Raw genomic sequence first — 17,186 nt, forward strand, 5'->3', positions numbered from 1 at the left:
CCGCGAGCGCCCCACCAGCGACTTCGCCCTCCGCGCAGGCCTGTGCGAATATCAAATGCGATCGACATCGACGAGCCATCCCCGTGCGGCGCAGCTGGCTATCGTCTCATCCCGCCGTGTTGAACAACGCGAGGCAGACCCAAAGTCGGTTGCTGTAGTTTGCCAGGGCCTCGTAGATTAGACGGCGTCACGTCAATGTCAGCAAGTATTTCCATTTGCCGCGAATTACATTTGTGCGGACATGGAGATGAATTTATCGGACAAATGTGAACACTCTTCACGGCGCAATCAATCGGGCCAGAAGATTGCATTTCTCCACGGAGATGGTTCTCCGTAAATGGGTCCCGAAAGCGGACAGGATCCTTTTCCAGTCAGCGTTTCGTCATCAAATGAAGGCCATTGCCACGGTTTCACACCTGCGCCAAAACTCGCCACCCGACGCGCATCCGCGTGCCACGAAGCACTACAGACCCGTCCCGCAGGCCACCCCCTGAGCGGCCCGATACGAGCTCGCGCATCCGGCCGACAGCGACCCGCGTCGCCGCAAGCCAAGTCTCGGGACATACCCCTTTTACCGGCCGTGCGCCCCGCTGATCACGTTCTATATCCCGCGGGGTCACGTTCGTCCGACAGGTGCGTTGGCTACCTGTGCGCTGAGCGGTCGCCGATCCCTCGGACCGCCCAGCTTCCGGCCCTTGCCCCCTTCGCGGTCGGTGACCAAGTCGAGCCCGGAAGCTCCGAGCCCGGCCGACGTCCGATTAAGACGAGCCGACTCCTTTGTTCCGACGGAGAATGTGTCAGCGGCAGGCGCGTTGTAAATAGTGAATCATCTATCCATTTATCGGATTAGATAGCTACCGATATCCGGCAGTCGGGGCCCGCGCCTCAACGCGCCATTTCGGACACTCCCGCCGCGGATATCACCTCGTTGCTCGCTAGCGGCATATGGACGCCTGCCTGCCGATTCGCGCCGTTTCTTTGCGTTGATTCCCTGTTCGCCGGAGGATCTTCGCCAACGCCGAAAGAACACCGGCACCGACCACGCGTCGGCTGCTGCGCGGCGCCGTCGATCGCCGATCCGGCTGGACCGTGACTCCGATTCGTGTTCTGACGCCGTGTACACACTTGTAGGATCCGGACCATGAACCAGTGCCTCGCCGCAGTCGTCAGTAGCTTCGCGCTCACACTGGCCGGTGTCGCCCACGCGTCGATCGCCACCGCCAGTCCTCCGTCCGACGGCGGGGACTCACCCTCCTGCGTGTACACGATGTCAGCGCCGCAGGTGGTCTCGGTGTCGGGCGTTGCGATGGTGACTGCCTCGCTGAAGCCGTTTCCGTGTACGGGACACATCAGCCCCAACTCACTGACCATCTGCATCGAAGCGCAAGGAAGCGCGCCGCCGCAGTGCGCCTTCAGAGCCGTTCCCGAGAAGGCGGAAGTATTCGTGCCCTACAAGCCAGGGACCACCTACATCACCAACGGCACCGGCTGTGGCTCGGTGTACACCACACAGGGCTCGATCTGCGCGTCCGTGGGGCCGACGTCCACGATCCTGTAACCGCGACGGCCGTTGGCGCCATCAGGATCCAGCGTTCAGCGATCGCCACAGCATCTCGGCGGCAGCAGTAGCCACGGCCGCGCGAGACATCGCGGCAATCTCGTTGTGGCGGACCATCAGCCACGATCGCTCGAGCATCGCCATCACGACCAGACCGGTAGCGGACGGATCGACGTCGACCCACGTAGGAGCCATCTTGGCGATGGCCTCCCCAAGTGCTGCTGCCGTACGACGATGTGACCGCGCCACCGCCGCGCGGAACTTTCGGTCGGCAGGCATGTCCTCCGTAGATCGGATCACGAAGGCCCCATTGCGGTCGAGGTAGTCGAAGTACCGGTCGACCCAACCCTCGACCTCCTCACGGGAGGGTGGAATCCCGAGGTCGCCGAACTCCTGCACGACCTCGAGCACCTGGCGGTAGGTCGCCGTGCCGAGCTCGATGAACAGCTCGGTCTTGTCCGAGAAGTAGTAGTAGAAGCCTGCCCTGTTGACGTCCGCCATGTCGGTGATGTCCCGGATCGTTACCCCCGAGAAGCCCTTGCGCGCGAACACGATCCGCGCGGCATCCAGAATCGACTCACGGGTGCGGTCGGACTTGCGCGCGGCTTGCGGGGGCAGGCCCTCAGACGCCATGCGGTACTGGCTCGCCTGCCGAATGCTCTGGATAGAAGCTGCTTGCCCACCGCCGCAGCGCGCGGAATCCCGCCGCTTCCGACGTCGCGAGCGCAGGCGGATCGAGGTACTGCTGATGTTCCCAGATCCGGATGTCGTCCGGCAGTGCCAGTTTGGCCGATTCCAGCCTGGCCTGAAAGTCGCCAGGTGCGCCCGACTCCTCAGCACTGATCCAGTAGCCGGCGAAGATGTCGGACCTGGTGTCATCGACCGGCGTCGCACAGATGGAGATGACGCGGATGCCGTCACGCATGTGCTCGCCGTTGAAGGCCACGCCGATTCCCGACCAGTAGATCTCGATGGTGTTCATCGTGTCGCCCTCACGGTCCTCCCCGTCGGTCCACCGCTTGCCGAAACCAACCTTGGCTACCCACGTCGAGTCGTCGGTCCGCTCGCGCAATACCACCGGGCTGATGGGGGTCCGGTGCACGAAGCGGAAGTGATGCGGATCCACGGCATTCTCCGCGATCACCTGAGGGTGCACCTTGACCTTCTCGAACCGCGTCCGGCATTCGGGGTCGAAGGGGTGGAACGTCGTTTCCCGCACGTGGGGACCGAGGACCTCGAACGCTTCGGGTGCGGCCCACAGAGGCGGTCGCGCATCGGCGTCGTGCCAGATGTAGATGGAGTCATTGAGCTCGGCCACTGGATACGAGCGCACGCGACGGCCCCTGTTGGGACGGTTCTCGTAGGGAATGCGGACGTTGCGGCCATCGCCGTTCCACACCCAGCCATGAAACGGGCACTGGATGCCGTCCTCCACTACGCAGCCGCCGTGAGCGAGGCTGGCTCCGAGATGTTGACAGTGCGCATCGAGCACCTTGACCCGACCGTCCAACTCCCGGAACAGGACGAGATCCCGCCCGAAGTAGTGCATGGGCTGCACGTCGCCGATGGCAACGTCAGCGCTCCACGCCACCTGGAACCAGCCGGTGGGCACCATGCTCGGCAATGCCTTCATCGTCGTCACGGAGACGTCCTTTCGCCACATGCGTCTTGCCCTCACCTTACCCATTTTTGACATCTTTGTCGAAAATTTGGAACGGCTTCCGCTTTGTCCCATGGCACCGCCCGGGTACAGTGACGTGTATTACTAGGTGAACGATGTCGTTCAGCAGACGGTGAGGGATCATGGACTGGGGACTCCCATGGCCGGGCCAGGCGCTCGCGGCGCAGGCCGAAGCGGCAGGCGCAAGTGCGTTCTGCGCCGGCGAATTCGCCGATCTGAACGCCTACGTGACCGCGACCGAGATGGCACACAACACGTCGACGGCGGTGTTCGGCCCTGGCATCGCCTACGCGTTCGCCCGCTCGCCATTCGTCCACGCCGCCGCGGTGCGTCACCTGTCCCGGGCGTCTGCGGGCAGGGTCTTCCTGGGCCTCGGGGCGGGCACGTCGCGGATGAACCGGGACTGGTTCGGCGTCGAAGCGGCCCATCCCGCACCCCGGATGGGCGAACTGATCGAGGTGATCAGGGCGTACCTGACCGCCGAAAACGGCGAGTCCATCCAGTATCACGGCGAGTACTACAAGATCGACGCGGACATCCGTGCTCCCGTGCTCGGCCGACTCGACGTGCCGATTCTGATCGGGGCATTCAACAAGGTCATGACGCAAACGGCGGGTCGCGTCGCCAACGGCGTTCTGGGACATGGGTTGTTCACCGATCGCTGGTGGGCCGAACTGGTGGAGCCCGCACTGCGTCACGGCGCCGAATCGAGTGGACGCGATGTCGCCGACCTGCGGCGCTGGGGCTGGCTGATCACCGCGATCGACGACGACGACCCACAGCGCGCCGTTCGAGACGCGAAGTTGCAGATCGCCTTCTATCTGACCGTGCGGACCTACGACTCGCTGGTCGAGCTGCACGGCTGGCAGGACGAGGTCGCGGCGATTCGCGCAGCGTTCCGCAGCGGCCGACCGGAGAGCATCGCCGATCACGTCACCGACGACATGCTGTGGTCGATCGCCGTGTGTGGGGATACCGCGCAGGCACGCGAAATGCTATCCGCGCGCAAGCGATTGCCCGACCTCGCGTTCACGTCGCCACCGAGTTTTCTGGTCGGACGCCGACAACGCGCACGGTACGACGCGGCGGCAATCAAGCTGATGTCCCATCAGGATTGACTTGGTGAACCTCAGAACGAAACTATCCCAACATGGTTTACTGAGTAGTACATCTGACCGACCCAGGAGGTCGTAGTGGCCCGCCAGGAATCCCTCGCGCCGATGGTCGCGCCGGAGCCAACTTCTGGCGCAGTCCGGTCCCCCAAGACCGCGGAGCTGGTAGCGCAGACGTTGCGGCGCATGGTCGTCGACGGGCAGTTGAAGGACGGCGACTTCCTGCCGTACGAGCCCGACCTGATGGCCCACTTCCAGGTCAGCAGACCAACCCTGCGAGAAGCGGTGCGCGTGCTGGAGTCCGACCGTCTCGTCGAGGTGCGACGCGGTTCGCGGACCGGTGCGAAGGTACGGGTGCCCGGCCCGGAAGTGGTAGCCCGACCGGCCGCACTGGTTCTGGCCATCTCGGGCACGACACTCGGCGACGTGATGACGGCGCGCATCGCCATCGAGCCGCATGCTGCCCGGTTGTTGGCCGATGAAGGCAGCGAGGGAGCGCACGCGGAGCTGCGCCAACTCGTAGAAGAGATCCCCCAAGCCTGGGAAGCCGGCAGGCTGGCACAAGCCTCCGCCAACCTGCACCGTCGCATGGTCGAGTTGTCGGGCAATGCCACCCTGGCGTTGATCGCCGGGATGCTGCACGAGATCGCCGTGAAGCACACCTCCGCGGCAATCCTGCGAGACCAGAATGGGGCGCCGAAGGCGCAGTACACCAAGCTGATTCGATCCTACCGCCACCTCGCCGATCTGGTGTCAGATGGCAAGGGCGCTGAGGCCGAGGCCCACTGGCGCAGGCACATGGAGATTGCCAGCGCTGCGCTGCTCAAGGGATACGAGAAAACCAAAGTCCGCGACATCATGTACTGAACTGGAGGCAGTGTGTCGACGAGCAAGCAGGTCTGGGAGGTCTGATGCGCAAGCCGCTCAACGGAGTTCGCGTGCTCGAGGTGGCGCAGTTCACCTTCGTACCGTCGGCAGGTGCCGTGCTCGCCGACTGGGGTGCGGAGGTCGTCAAGATCGAGCATCCCGTCACTGGCGACGCGCAGCGCGGCTTGGTCAAGGTCCTTGGTGCGGCTGCCTCCAAGCCGGGGTCCTCCTTCGCACCGATCATGGAAGCCCCCAACCGCGGAAAGCGCAGCGTGGGACTGGCACTCGACAACGCGGAGGGACGGCCGCTGTTCGACGAGCTGGTCCACCGAAGCGACGTGTTCCTCACCAACTATCTGCCATCGGCACGGGCGAAGCTGAGTATCGACGTCGACGACGTTCGCCGCGTCAACCCCGACATCATCTACGTGGCGGGCAGCGGCTTCGGCATGAACGGTTCCGACCGCGACGCGGGCGCGTACGACGCAACGGCGTTCTGGGCGCGCGGTGGCAGCGCCGACGGACTCAACCCGCCCGATGCCACACAATCGGCGTTCATGCCCGCTGGCGCATATGGGGACAACATCGGCGGCATGACCATCGCAGGCGGCGTGGCGGCGGCACTCTACGGGCGGCACGTCACAGGGGAACCGTCGGTGCTCGACGTTTCGCTGCTCGCCGTGGGCGCCTGGACCACCCAGTTCAGTGTCAACATGGCGATGCTGATGGGCGGGCCACTGCCCAAGGTGGAGCGCCGAACCCAAGCCCCCGGCAATCCGCTGACCGGTGCGTACCGCACCGCCGACGGCAGGTTCGTCCAACTGTCGATGTTGCAGCCCACCCGGTACTGGCCGGAGTTCTGCCGGTTGATGGGACTCGATCAGTACGCCGAGGACCCTCGGTTCGAATCACTCGCCGCGATGGCCGAGCACGCCGACATTGCGTACGGCATCGTCCACGACGCCATCGCCAAGTTGACGTTCGCCGAGTGCAAGACGGTGTTGAGCCGCGGCACCGGACAGTGGGCGCCGGTGCAGGATGCTTGGGAGATCGCGCACGACGAAGCGTTGACCGCCAATGGCCGGATCGCCAACATCGTTGATGCCGAGGGCAATTCGCAGCAACTGGTGGCCAGTCCTGTCAAGTTCGACGACGATCCGTCGGCACTGGAGCGGGCCCCGCAGTTCGCCGAGCACACCGACGAGGTGCTACGCGAACTCGGCGTCGACGACGACCGCCTCATCGAGCTGAAGATCGCCGGTGTCATCACGTAATGTCGGCAACATGGGGCCGCCGACATGACCTCCGGTGATGATGACACCGTCAAGGACCGGTTGATCAAGGCAGCAGACGCCGAGATCACGTCACGCGGTCACAATGCGGTGCAGATGGAAGTGGTCGCCAAGATCGCGGGTGTCTCACGGGCGACCGCGTTCCGCCAACTCGGCAGTGTCTCGGAGATGCTGTTGCAGGTCGCGTTGCTGCGGGCACGTCGACACATGACGGCGGTCGAAGCGGTGATGGCAACCAAGACCGGTGTCTTCGCCAAGCTGGAGGCAGCGTTGGTGTACACGGCCCGCGAATTGCCGTCCGACCCGTCGATCGCTGCACTGATCGCTCAGCACTCCGAGTCGGTACACGACCCCCGCGTGCATCAGGTTGCCGTGGAATCGATCGGCCCCGTGCTGGACGAGGGCCAGCGCAGTGGGCAGGTACGCACTGATCTCGAGATTGGCGAGATGGTCGACTTCCTGGTGGAACAGTCCTACCTCGCGGCGGAGGAGATCGACCGATCCGAAGACGAAGTACGGCGGCGCTTTCGGCACTTCGTCATCCCAGGGCTCGCTGCGTCCGACGGGTCGAGCGGCGAACACGTCTCCCGAACCATGGAGGTCGAGAACGCAGTCGGTGTGGCGATCGAGGCGCTGAGCAACCTCGCCGACCAACTACGCCGCGACCGCACCGAGTGACGTTGCCGCCGAACCGGTTGGCGCACTGACGTAGTTGCTTAGCCTGCCTTGATGCGATCCACGATCAGGTCCCGTACGAGGTCTGGATGGTCCTCGGGGATCCAGTGCGAGCCGTCGACGACCTCGAACCGGTAGGGGCCGGTGACGTAGCGCTCGCATAGCTCTGCACACCGGCGGCCGAGTGCGATGTCATCGGTGCTCCACACGTATGTGGTTGGTACCGAGACCCTTTGGAGGTACCTCGTGGAACTGAAGGGCATCGCCCGATACCAGTTGATGGCCGGGGTCAACGCACCGCTTTCGATGACGTCGGTGTGCACCTGGCGCAGGGCTTCGGCATCCATTCCGCTGTTGGCGAGCAATCGGTCGGTTTGCTTCGGGAAGCGGCGCAGCACGGTGTCGGCCAGCCACGGAATCTGGAACATGGCCATGTAGTACGACTTCAGCGCCTGAGTGCTGCTGAGCAGGGACCGCAAATACGCCCTCGAGTGAGGCACGGACACCGCGGTGAGAGTCCTCAGGAGTTCGGGGCGCCCTGCAGCAGTCGCCCACGCGACGATGGCGCCCCAGTCGTGACCGACCAGATGCACAGGCGACCCCACGGCGGCAACGAGTGCGGCGACGTCGCCGACGAGTGCGCTGATCCGGTACGCGAAGCGACCCCGCGGACGGGCAGTCGGGGTGTATCCGCGCTGGTCGAAGACCAAGGTGCGGTAGCCGGCCTCGTGCAGACCCGGCGTCACCGCGTCCCACGACTTCGAGGTCTGCGGAAACCCGTGCAGGAGAACCACGATCTCACCGCCGATCGGCCCCTCGTCCCTCACCGGGAACGTGTAACCGTCGTTCGCGAACTCGCGGATGCGTTCACTCATCGCGCTGGCTCATGTTGATGGTCCTCTCCCGGGGGCGACGTACGCCTCGACCTTTGACCAGAAAACTATGCCCGCCGGCCGACACGAAGTTGCTTAGGGTAGCCTAACGTTCGATGAGCTTCTCGTATGCGACCGTCATCGAGACGATTCAGCTGACCCCCCGCCTACGGCGTATCACGCTGAAGGTCGACGACCCCGAATTGCTCGAGGTCAAGCCGGGCGGCGACTCCGCAGTCGGTGTCTACTTCCCCATCGTCGGCCCCGACGGCGAACGCACCGGGCCGCCGACCGTGACCGGCGCCGACGGCGGCCGTTACGTCGACCCCGAGTCGGGATCCGAGGGTCGCAACTACACCGTTCGAACCCATGACGGTGACCGGATCGACCTCGACGTCATCCTGCACGCCCGCGGGCCTGGAACCGCGTGGGCCAGCTCCACCGGTCCAGGCGACCGGGTCGGGCTCGACCACGCCAGGTCCTGGTATCGGCCAGAGCCGGCGAGCGATTGGCAGCTGCTGGTCACCGATCTGTCCGGGCTGCCCGCCGCGGCCCGCATCATCTCCGAATTGCCAGGCGGTGTGCCCGTCACCGTCGTCGTCGAGGCCGCCGACCCCGAGGATCTGGAGTACCTGCCGACGCATCCGGACGTCACCGTCGTCTCGAGCGTCGGCACTGGAAACGGCCACGCCCCAAGCCGGCTCGCTCGTCTGGTCCGCGAGCTGACGCTGCCCGAGGGCCGCGGCTACTGCTGGTTCGCCGCGGAGGCCGCCGAATCCCGCGCCGTGCGAAAGTACTTCCGCGGCAACGGGTGGACGGTCGAACAACTCGACGTCACCGGTTACTGGCGGTTCGATTCCGAGACCTGGGACGCCAAGTTCGCCCTCGTCCAGGACGACGTCGTCGCGGTCTGGGAACGCGCCCTCGCCGACGGCAAGGGCGAGAGAGTCGCCGACGAGGAGTTCGACGAGGCGCTCGAACGAGCCGGCCTCTAGACGACCATGACCGCCCCTACACCATCGGCCCCTTCGCCGACTTCATCTCCGGTGGAGCCGCCCGCGCAACTCACACAACGCAGCCGGGTCGTCGGGCTGCTCGGCGCCGTGGCGCTGTTGGCCCTGACGTGCGTCGCCAGCCTTGCCATCGGCACCGAGAACGTCTCGCTGCCGACGGTGTGGCAGGCCGTCACCGACTACCACGACGTCGGGGATCAGTGGATCGTGCACGACCTGCGGATCCCGCGAACCGTGCTCGCCCTGCTCGTCGGGCTGGCCCTCGGCCTGTCGGGGACGTTGATCCAGGCCGTTGGCCGCAATCCACTCGCCGACTCCGAGATCCTCGGGATCAATTCCGGCGCAGCGTTGTTCGTCGTCTCCGCGGTCGCCTTCCTCGGCATGACTGGCATCTGGACCTACATCTGGTTCGCCTTCGCGGGCGCGCTGTTCGCGATGCTGCTGGTCTACCTGGTCGGCATGACCGGCCGAGGCACCGTCACCCCGGTCCGCGTGTTGCTCGCAGGCGTGGCGATCGGCGCGGTGATGGATGGCGTCGGCTACGCGGTCCGGCTCCGCAACCCGCAGGCCTTCAACAACATGCGGTTCTGGGACGCGGGCGCGCTCGACGCTCGCCCACTCGAGGTGGCCGCCGCGATCGCGCCGTTCATCGCCGTCGGCGCGGTGCTGTGCCTGGTCGTCGGCCGCTCGCTCAACGTCACTGCCCTTGGCGATGACCTGGCAAAGAGCATGGGCGGCAACGTCGCCCGCACCCAGATCCTCAGCCTTATCGCCGTCACCCTGCTTGCGGGCGCGGCGACCGCTGGCGCGGGCCCGATCGGCTTCGTCGGCCTGATGGTGCCGCATGCGGTGCGGAGATTCACCGGCCCGGACTGGCGCTGGATCCTCGCGTACGCCACCGCCGTCGCACCGGCTCTGCTGTTGGCGGCCGACATCGTGGGACGAGTCATCATCCGACCCGCCGAGCTGCCTGCCGGCATCGTCACCGCGTTCCTCGGCGCGCCGGTGCTGATCTGGTTGATCCGCAAGCGGGGGGCAGACCGCTCGTGACGATCACCCAGAACGACACGGCCGGAGTGACATTCGGCCGACGCCAGTGCGTGATCCGGATCGGCAACGCGTCGGCTCGAGCGTCCTGGCGCGCGATCATCGTCGTCGCGGCGCTCTTGGTCGGCGCCTTCGTCATCGCGGTCGTCGCGGTCGGCCTCGGCAAGTACACCGTCGCACCGGCCGACGTACTCGGCGTCCTGACCGGAAGCAACACCTCGTTCGACCGGGTGGTCGTCCTGGAATGGCGGATGCCCCGCATGCTGATGGCGCTGCTGATCGGCGCCGCCCTCGGCATCTCGGGCGCCATCTTCCAGGCGCTGACCCGCAATGCGCTTGGCAGCCCAGACATCATCGGCGTCACCTCGGGTGCCTACACCGGAGCGCTGATCGTCATCGCCGGGATCGGCGGCGGTTACTACGCAGTGGCCACGGGCGCGCTGATCGGCGGCCTTGTCACCGCGGTCCTCGTCTACGCACTGTCCTACCGCAACGGGCTGGCGGGCTTTCGGCTCATCGTCGTCGGCATCGCGGTCAGCGCGGTGGTGAACTCGGTGAACCAGTGGATCATCATCAAGATCGACTTCCACACCGCCGTCACCGCATCGGTGTGGCAACAGGGCACCCTCAGTGGGCAGAGCTGGTCGCAGGTGCTGCCCATGACGGTCTGCCTGGTCGTCATGGCCGCCATTCTGGTCGCCATGGGACCGCAGCTGCCCGTGCTGCAGATGGGTGACGACGCCGCAGGCGCATTGGGCGTTCGGCCCGACCGCGCCCGGCTGGCCTATCTCGTCGTCGGCGTCGGTCTGGTGGCCCTTGCCTGCGGTGCGGCAGGACCGATCTCCTTCGTCGCGCTGGCGGCGCCGCAGATCGCCAGGCGGCTCACTGCCAGCCCCGGTGTCGGCCTGGTGCCGTCGGCGGTGATGGGAGCGGTGCTGCTGCTGGTCAGCGACGTCATCGCGCAGCAGGTGTTCAGTGGCAGCGAGCTCCCCGTCGGCACGGTCACCGTTTCGCTTGGCGGCGCCTACCTGATCTACCTGCTCATCTCACAGGCGCGCCAACGATGACGTCAGCAGAAAGTGGTCATCCCGTGACAGGACAACGCGACTCACGCCTCAGCGCCGATCACCTCTCCATCGGCTACGGGGACACCGCCGTCATCGCCAACCTGTCGGTCGAGGTGCTCGACGGCCGCATCACCGCCATCGTCGGACCGAACGCGTGCGGCAAGTCCACGCTGCTGCGCGGCTTCGCCCGACTCCTGAAACCGTCTGGGGGACAAGTCATCCTCGATGGGCACGACATCGGCAGCCTGCACACCAAGGAGGTGGCTCGCCGGCTGGGGCTGCTCCCCCAGACGTCGATCGCGCCCGAAGGCATCACCGTGGCCGATCTGGTGTCGCGTGGCCGGTTCCCGCATCAGAAGGTGTTGCGCCAGTGGTCCCGCAGCGACGACGAGGCCGTCGCCGGGGCCATGCGCTGCACCGGGGTGAGCGAACTGTCCGGCCGGCTGGTCGACGAGCTGTCCGGCGGTCAGCGCCAACGGGTCTGGGTGGCCATGGTGCTCGCCCAGCAGACTCCGCTGGTGCTGCTCGACGAGCCGACGACCTACCTCGACATCGCCCATCAGGTGGAACTGCTCGACCTGTTCGCCATGCTCAACCGCGAACAGGACCGCACCGTGGTCGCGGTGCTGCACGACCTCAACCACGCCTGCCGCTACGCCGACCAGATCATTGCGATGAAGTCCGGAAGCATTGTCGCGCAAGGCGATCCGAAGTCAGTGATCACCGAGGAGCTGGTCGAGGCCGTCTACGGCCTGAAGTGCCAGATCATCGACGATCCGCAGACCGGGACGCCGTTGGTGGTACCGCGCGCGTCGCCGCACGTCCGCGCGCGGACCTGAACTCGACAGTCAGGCCGTGGCGAGGTCCGCGTGTAGGTACGGGGAGATGTTGCGCATCGCGCGCGCGACGTAGTCTTCCTTCTCCCCCACCGGAGCCACGTAGTCGAGCGCGCTCTCGGCCGCTTCGACACCCTCCAGGCGGGCGATCATCCAGGCCGCGAGATAGTGCGACGCCAGGCAGCCGCCAGCGGTGGCGACGTTGCCCTTGGCGAACAGCGGTTGGTTGACCACCTCGACGCCTGCCGCTTGGACCCACGGCTTGGTGGTCACATCGGTGCACGCGGGTACGCCGTCGAGGAGTCCGAGCTTGGCAAGCACCAACGTTCCAGAACACTGGGCGCCCAACAACTGCCGGGACGGATCGAGTTGCAACCGCGCCATCAGCTCCGGGTCGGCAACGACCTCGCGGGTCATCCGGCCGCTGCCGACGATCACCGCGTCCGCGGCGCTGGCCTCCTCGAGGGTGGCCATGGACTCGATGACCACGCCGTTCATGGAGCGGACTTTCGGCGTTGGGGTCGCGATCGACACACGCCAGTCCGACTTCTGTACCCGGTTGAGAACGCCGAGGGCGATCAGCGAGTCGAGTTCGTTGTAGCCCTCGAAGGTCAGGATGGCGATGTGCATGGGATCGTCCTTCACGGTCGGTGAATCCACATCGTAGATTGCCGCTCCTGTGACAATCAAAGAATTGTCATGCATACAATTGGCGCATGGTTGCCTCCCGCTACAAGGGTGTCGTGGATGCGTTGGCGTCCGACATCCGCGCCGGACGGCTGCCGTCGGGCACGCGGTTGCCGACGCACAGGCAGCTCGCTGCGCGTGAAGGTCTCGCCCTGGTGACCGCGTCGAGGGTCTATGCCGAGCTCGAAGCCATGGGGCTGATCAGTGGGGAACGCGGCCGCGGCACCTTCGTTCGCGAGACGGCGGTATCCCCTGCCCACGGTATCGACCAGCAGGTGGCTGCCGCCGACGTGGTAGATCTGACCTTCAACTATCCGTCGCTGCCCGGTCAGGCCGACATGCTGCGTCAGGCGCTGCGCGAGCTCGCGTCGGCAGGTGACCTCGAAGCCCTGCTCCGCTACCAGCCACATGCCGGGCGCAGGCACGAACGAGCCGCAGTAGCTCGCCATCTCAGGCAACGCGGGGTACGTGCCGGGTCCGATCAGATACTGCTCGTCAGCGGAGCCCAGCACGGCTTGGCCGCCACCGCGATGGCGACGCTGCAACCAGGAGACGTCGTCGCCGTCGACGCCTTGACCTACCCGGGATTCAAGGTGCTCGCCCAAACGCTCCGCCTGGAACTCGCAGCACTTCCCTCGGCAGGAGACGAGCCCGATCTCGATGCGCTAGAACACCTTTGTGCGACGCGGCGGATGCGTGCCCTGTATGCGATGCCGACGTTGCACAACCCACTGGGATGGGTCACGACGGAGAGCCACCGCGAGCGATTGGTTGGAATCGCGCGCAAACATGGACTTCTCATCATCGAGGACGCCGCGTACGCCTTCCTTGCCGAGAAGCCACCGCCTCCGCTGGTGACGCTCGCACCGGAGACGACCGTCTACGTCTCCGGCCTGTCCAAGAGCGTGGCGACCGGGTTGCGCTTCGGATTCATCGTGGCCCCAACCACGTTGGTGCCTGCCATCGAGCGCACCATCCGCGCCACCACGTGGAACACGCCTGCGGTGATGACGGCGATCGCGTGCCGGTGGCTCGACGACGGCACCGTCACCCGGTTGGAGACCGAGAAGCGCAACGACGCGCGAACGAGGCAGGCCATCGCCCGTGACGTGTTAGCGGACTTTCCGCACGTCGGCCATCCGTCGTCGTACTTCCTCTGGCTTCCCCTACCCGAGAGGGTCCGTGCCGACCAGATCGCGTCTGCACTGATGGCCGAACACGTCTCGGTATCCACCGCCGAACCGTTCGCCGCCTCTGCGCACGTGCCGCACGCGATCCGACTGGCCCTCGGCTCCACCGACCTGAGCACCCTGCGCGAGGCGCTCGGCACCGTCAGCCGGGTCGTCGATGCGCACGCCTACCTCTAACAATCAAAGGGCGCCCAGGTATCCGCCACCGTGCCCGAAGAAGGCCAGCGCGTCGTGGTCGATGCCGTCGTCGGTGCGGACCACGTCGAGCACCAGTCCTGGCGACTGTCCCCGGAAGGCGTCGGCCCCGGCCACGATCACCATGCCGCCATCCTCTTCGATGAAGACACGTCCTGGCGTCCCACCGTAATTGCACCGCGACACGTGCGATGCGATCAGCCGCAGCCGTTGGCCGCGAAAGTAGGTGTAGGCGTTCGGATATGGATCGGACAGCGCGCGCACGAAGCGTTCGATGCCGGCCGCGGGCCACGCCCAGTCCACCACGCTGTCGCGGTCCGAGCGCTTGTGGAAGAAGGTGCGCTGACTGAGGTCCTGCGGTACTGCGACCGCGGTGCCGAACTCCAACTGATCCAACGCCTCGGTGAGCACCTCGGGAACGAGGTCGAGGGTGGCCAGCACCAGGCTGGTACCGGTACTGGTCGCCGTGATGTCGACGGCGCGCTGCACCAGCACGTCGCCGGTGTCCAGTTCGGCGTCCATCATGTGCGCGGTCAGCCCGGTCTGGCTGGCGCCACTGATCAGCGACCAGATCACCGGCGAGAACCCGGTGAACTTGGGCAGCAAAGAATCGTGCAGGTTCAAAGTGCCGTGAGTCGGGATGGTGAACAGGTCCTCCGGCAACCGGGTGCGCCAGTTGTTGGCCACCATCACATCGGGCGCCACGGCGGCCACCCGTTCGATCAACTCCGGTGTTGGACGCTTGGCCAGGAACACCTCGATGCCCTCGGTGCGTGCCAGGTCTTCGACTGAATCGGCCCAAATCGATTCGTACTCATGGTCACTCGCCGGATGCGTGGTGACCATGCATACTTCGTGGCGAGATTTCAGCAACGCCGCAAGCGTGCGATGTCCCCACGTCTGATACCCGAGCATGACGACCCGCACGAAGACCTCCGATTCCGAATGGCTACCCAACAATGGTTAGCCTAACCTTTGATAGCATGCCTGCTAACCGCGGTGGGTACCAAGCCCACGCCGCGCACGACGCCCCACGACGGTCCAGATGTCCACACGTCCAGGCGTCCGCACGAACACGATGACGGTTGAAGGTATGGGAGGAGCGCTTTGTCCAACAATCCGTTTGACGATCAGGACGGCCGTTTTCTGGTGCTCGTCAACGACGAGGAGCAGTACTCGCTCTGGCCGACGTTCACCGGCGTCCCGGCAGGCTGGACGGTGCAGTTCGGCGGGCCCGACGGCACCGATCGCGACAGCGCATTGCGCTATGTGGACGAGAACTGGACCGACATGCGTCCCCGCTCGCTCAGGGAACACATGAGCGGCGCTGCCGCCGACGCTACCTCGAACAAGTGAGCTCTGAGGCCCAGGCAGACAACTCGATTCACTGGACCGGCGCATCGGTACTGCGCCGTACGTTGACGCGAAACCTGCGCTGGTTGATTCCGGGAACCGCGTTGATCTCGGTGCACCAACTCTGCGAGGTGGCGGTCCCCGTACTGATCGGCATCATCGTCGACAAGGCTGTCGCAACCGGCAGCGTCAGCGCCATCGTCGAGTGGATCGCGGTGCTCGCCGCGCTGTTCGGAGTGCTCACGCTGGTGTACCGCTTCGGCGCCAGACTGCTGATGTTCGCCATCGCCCGCGAATCGCATCTGCTGCGCGTCGAACTCAGCGCCAAGATTCTCGATCCCATGGGGATCCACACCGACTACAAGGTCGGCGAACTCCTGTCGATCTCGTCGGGCGACGCCGAGGAAACCGGCTACCTGATCGACTATCTGGCCCGCATCGCCGGAGCGATCGTCGCGACCATCGCGTGCGGGGCGCTCCTGCTGAGCATCGATCTGCCGCTTGGCCTGATGGTGCTGATCGGCGTGCCGATCGTGGTCGCCGGGCTGCAGCTGACCGCTCCCATCATCGCCGACCGGGTCGAACACCAGCAGGCCGAAATCGGCAGGGCCACCGCGCTGGCCACCGATCTGATCAGCGGACACCGCCCACTGCAGGGCATCGGCGCGCAGCGCAATGCCTCCGCCCGCTACCGCGTCGCGAGCCGCCGATCGCTGACCGCTGCACTGCGGGCGGCCCGGATCCAGAGCGTGCACGCCGGCGCGGCCGCGGCTGCCGGTGCACTGGCCGCGATGGCGGTTGCGGTCGCGGCGACGTACTTCGCGCTTCGCGGCGATCTGTCGATCGGTCAGTTGATCACCGTGATCGGGTTGGCGCAGTTTCTCGCCGAGCCGTTCGCGCTGCTGGCCGTTGCCCCCAGCGAGGTTGCCGAATCCCGTGGCTCGGCCAACCGGGTTGCGAAGGTGCTGGATTCGCCCGCCCGCCACCGATTCGAAGCCGCGCTGCCCGCGCCCGCTGACGTCGACCCGAGGGGTCTGACGGTCCGCGACGCCGTGCACGCGAGCCTGCACGGATTGGCTCTGGACGTCGAGCCAGGCGAATTCGTCGCCGTGCTGACCCCCGATGCGCGTGACGCCGGGGCGTTCATCGATCTGCTGTCGGGGTACGTCAGGTCTACGGACGCAGGCACCGTACGCGTCGGTGGCCGCAGGATCGGACAGATCCCGCTGGGCCAACGGCGGTCCTGTCTACTGGTCGAGCACCACAACGGCGATCTGTTCAGCGGCACCCTCGAGTCCAACCTCTCCGTGTCGGGGACCGCCGATCCCGCGGCGATACGAGTCGCACTGCAAGCGTCCTGCGCCACCGACGTCGTCGAGCTACACCCCGACGGGCTGGAGCACCCAGTCGTCGAGCGCGGCGCCAGCCTCTCGGGCGGGCAACGGCAACGCTGGACCCTGGCCAGGGCGCTCGCCGCCGACCCCGACGTACTCGTCCTGCACGACCCGACCACCTCCGTCGACGCCGTCACCGAACAGGCCATCGCCGACGGCATCCGCCGGCTGCGGGGCAACGGCAAGCGGACGACGATCGTGCTCACCAGCAGTCCCGCGCTACTCGCCGCCGCCGATCGGGTGGTACTCGTCAGCAGCGGGCGGATCGAGGCGCAGGGCTCACACAGCGAATTGGCCGATGGGCACAGCGGATACCGCTCGGCAGTCGCCCGGTGATGAGCGAGCGA

General features: G+C 66.0%; 17 protein-coding genes. 12 read left to right on the plus strand and 5 right to left on the minus strand.

All coding sequences use genetic code 11. The features are described 5' to 3' along the window. Positions 1 to 1,141 precede the first annotated feature (1,141 nt). A complete protein-coding gene (locus HNP02_RS03070; protein ID WP_184434512.1) occupies positions 1,142 to 1,558 on the plus strand; it encodes a hypothetical protein in 417 nt (138 codons plus the stop codon). A gap of 21 nt (positions 1,559 to 1,579) precedes the next feature. On the opposite strand, the gene HNP02_RS03075 is transcribed toward HNP02_RS03070, so the two are convergent. Further along, entirely contained in the window at positions 1,580 to 2,191 is a 612-nt protein-coding gene (locus HNP02_RS03075; RefSeq protein WP_184434515.1) for a TetR/AcrR family transcriptional regulator, read from the minus strand. Further along, entirely contained in the window at positions 2,181 to 3,191 is a 1,011-nt protein-coding gene (locus HNP02_RS03080) for a Rieske 2Fe-2S domain-containing protein (protein ID WP_184435055.1), read from the minus strand. The genes HNP02_RS03075 and HNP02_RS03080 overlap by 11 nt, the downstream gene beginning before the upstream one ends. A gap of 170 nt (positions 3,192 to 3,361) precedes the next feature. On the opposite strand from HNP02_RS03080, the gene HNP02_RS03085 reads away from it, so the two are divergent. The 4 genes from HNP02_RS03085 (at position 3,362) to HNP02_RS03100 (ending at position 7,188) form a co-directional block, all read left to right on the plus strand. After that, the gene (locus HNP02_RS03085; RefSeq protein ID WP_184434518.1) at positions 3,362 to 4,357 is read left to right on the plus strand and encodes an LLM class flavin-dependent oxidoreductase; all 996 of its coding nucleotides are present in this window, start codon (positions 3,362 to 3,364) and stop codon (positions 4,355 to 4,357) included. Between the two features lie 75 nt (positions 4,358 to 4,432). Then, positions 4,433 to 5,218 (plus strand): FadR/GntR family transcriptional regulator, encoded by a 786-nt coding sequence (locus tag HNP02_RS03090; protein ID WP_184434522.1) that lies wholly within the window; start codon positions 4,433 to 4,435, stop codon positions 5,216 to 5,218. Positions 5,219 to 5,262: 44 nt separating this feature from the next. Then, entirely contained in the window at positions 5,263 to 6,492 is a 1,230-nt protein-coding gene (locus HNP02_RS03095) for a CaiB/BaiF CoA-transferase family protein (RefSeq protein ID WP_184434525.1), read from the plus strand. 24 nt (positions 6,493 to 6,516) lie between these two features. Beyond that, positions 6,517 to 7,188 (plus strand): TetR/AcrR family transcriptional regulator, encoded by a 672-nt coding sequence (locus HNP02_RS03100; RefSeq protein WP_184434528.1) that lies wholly within the window; start codon positions 6,517 to 6,519, stop codon positions 7,186 to 7,188. Between the two features lie 38 nt (positions 7,189 to 7,226). On the opposite strand, the gene HNP02_RS03105 is transcribed toward HNP02_RS03100, so the two are convergent. Further along, a complete protein-coding gene (locus HNP02_RS03105; RefSeq protein WP_184434531.1) occupies positions 7,227 to 8,060 on the minus strand; it encodes an alpha/beta fold hydrolase in 834 nt (277 codons plus the stop codon). 113 nt (positions 8,061 to 8,173) lie between these two features. Between HNP02_RS03105 and HNP02_RS03110 the strand changes: the two genes are divergently transcribed. The 4 genes from HNP02_RS03110 to HNP02_RS03125 are packed head-to-tail and all read left to right on the plus strand — an operon-like array spanning position 8,174 to position 12,023. Next, a complete protein-coding gene (locus HNP02_RS03110; RefSeq protein WP_184434534.1) occupies positions 8,174 to 9,052 on the plus strand; it encodes a siderophore-interacting protein in 879 nt (292 codons plus the stop codon). A gap of 6 nt (positions 9,053 to 9,058) precedes the next feature. Continuing rightward, a complete protein-coding gene (locus tag HNP02_RS03115; RefSeq protein WP_184434537.1) occupies positions 9,059 to 10,120 on the plus strand; it encodes an iron chelate uptake ABC transporter family permease subunit in 1,062 nt (353 codons plus the stop codon). Between the two features lie 2 nt (positions 10,121 to 10,122). Further along, positions 10,123 to 11,184, plus strand: a complete 1,062-nt coding sequence (locus HNP02_RS03120; RefSeq protein WP_375373634.1) for a FecCD family ABC transporter permease — start codon at positions 10,123 to 10,125, stop codon at positions 11,182 to 11,184. After that, the gene (locus HNP02_RS03125; RefSeq protein ID WP_184434540.1) at positions 11,181 to 12,023 is read left to right on the plus strand and encodes an ABC transporter ATP-binding protein; all 843 of its coding nucleotides are present in this window, start codon (positions 11,181 to 11,183) and stop codon (positions 12,021 to 12,023) included. Before HNP02_RS03120 ends, HNP02_RS03125 begins: the two co-directional genes overlap by 4 nt. Before the next feature lie 9 nt (positions 12,024 to 12,032). Here HNP02_RS03125 and HNP02_RS03130 read toward each other — a convergent pair whose 3' ends face one another. Beyond that, positions 12,033 to 12,665, minus strand: a complete 633-nt coding sequence (locus HNP02_RS03130) for a DJ-1/PfpI family protein (RefSeq protein ID WP_309241386.1) — start codon at positions 12,663 to 12,665, stop codon at positions 12,033 to 12,035. Between the two features lie 71 nt (positions 12,666 to 12,736). On the opposite strand from HNP02_RS03130, the gene HNP02_RS03135 reads away from it, so the two are divergent. After that, the gene (locus HNP02_RS03135) at positions 12,737 to 14,074 is read left to right on the plus strand and encodes a PLP-dependent aminotransferase family protein (RefSeq protein WP_184434543.1); all 1,338 of its coding nucleotides are present in this window, start codon (positions 12,737 to 12,739) and stop codon (positions 14,072 to 14,074) included. A 3-nt stretch (positions 14,075 to 14,077) separates the two neighbouring features. Here the strand turns inward: HNP02_RS03135 and HNP02_RS03140 are convergent, their stop codons facing one another. Next, the gene (locus HNP02_RS03140; protein ID WP_184435085.1) at positions 14,078 to 15,019 is read right to left on the minus strand and encodes a methionyl-tRNA formyltransferase; all 942 of its coding nucleotides are present in this window, start codon (positions 15,017 to 15,019) and stop codon (positions 14,078 to 14,080) included. 180 nt (positions 15,020 to 15,199) lie between these two features. On the opposite strand from HNP02_RS03140, the gene HNP02_RS03145 reads away from it, so the two are divergent. Both HNP02_RS03145 and HNP02_RS03150 read left to right on the plus strand, forming a co-directional pair. Next, positions 15,200 to 15,448, plus strand: a complete 249-nt coding sequence (locus tag HNP02_RS03145; protein ID WP_184434560.1) for an MbtH family NRPS accessory protein — start codon at positions 15,200 to 15,202, stop codon at positions 15,446 to 15,448. After that, the gene (locus tag HNP02_RS03150) at positions 15,445 to 17,175 is read left to right on the plus strand and encodes an ABC transporter ATP-binding protein (protein ID WP_309241387.1); all 1,731 of its coding nucleotides are present in this window, start codon (positions 15,445 to 15,447) and stop codon (positions 17,173 to 17,175) included. The genes HNP02_RS03145 and HNP02_RS03150 overlap by 4 nt, the downstream gene beginning before the upstream one ends. Positions 17,176 to 17,186 lie beyond the last annotated feature (11 nt).

This window comes from Mycobacterium sp. AZCC_0083 (assembly GCF_014202335.1).
In the GTDB taxonomy this organism is placed as follows: domain Bacteria; phylum Actinomycetota; class Actinomycetes; order Mycobacteriales; family Mycobacteriaceae; genus Mycobacterium.

Coding starts and splice junctions, on each gene's coding strand:
- HNP02_RS03070 (WP_184434512.1), top strand. CDS start 1,142: ATGAACCAGTGCCTCGCCGCAGTCGTCAGTAGCTTCGCGCTCACACTG.
- HNP02_RS03075 (WP_184434515.1), bottom strand. CDS start 2,191: ATGGCGTCTGAGGGCCTGCCCCCGCAAGCCGCGCGCAAGTCCGACCGC.
- HNP02_RS03080 (WP_184435055.1), bottom strand. CDS start 3,191: ATGAAGGCATTGCCGAGCATGGTGCCCACCGGCTGGTTCCAGGTGGCG.
- HNP02_RS03085 (WP_184434518.1), top strand. CDS start 3,362: ATGGACTGGGGACTCCCATGGCCGGGCCAGGCGCTCGCGGCGCAGGCC.
- HNP02_RS03095 (WP_184434525.1), top strand. CDS start 5,263: ATGCGCAAGCCGCTCAACGGAGTTCGCGTGCTCGAGGTGGCGCAGTTC.
- HNP02_RS03100 (WP_184434528.1), top strand. CDS start 6,517: ATGACCTCCGGTGATGATGACACCGTCAAGGACCGGTTGATCAAGGCA.
- HNP02_RS03105 (WP_184434531.1), bottom strand. CDS start 8,060: ATGAGTGAACGCATCCGCGAGTTCGCGAACGACGGTTACACGTTCCCG.
- HNP02_RS03110 (WP_184434534.1), top strand. CDS start 8,174: ATGAGCTTCTCGTATGCGACCGTCATCGAGACGATTCAGCTGACCCCC.
- HNP02_RS03115 (WP_184434537.1), top strand. CDS start 9,059: ATGACCGCCCCTACACCATCGGCCCCTTCGCCGACTTCATCTCCGGTG.
- HNP02_RS03125 (WP_184434540.1), top strand. CDS start 11,181: ATGACGTCAGCAGAAAGTGGTCATCCCGTGACAGGACAACGCGACTCA.
- HNP02_RS03135 (WP_184434543.1), top strand. CDS start 12,737: ATGGTTGCCTCCCGCTACAAGGGTGTCGTGGATGCGTTGGCGTCCGAC.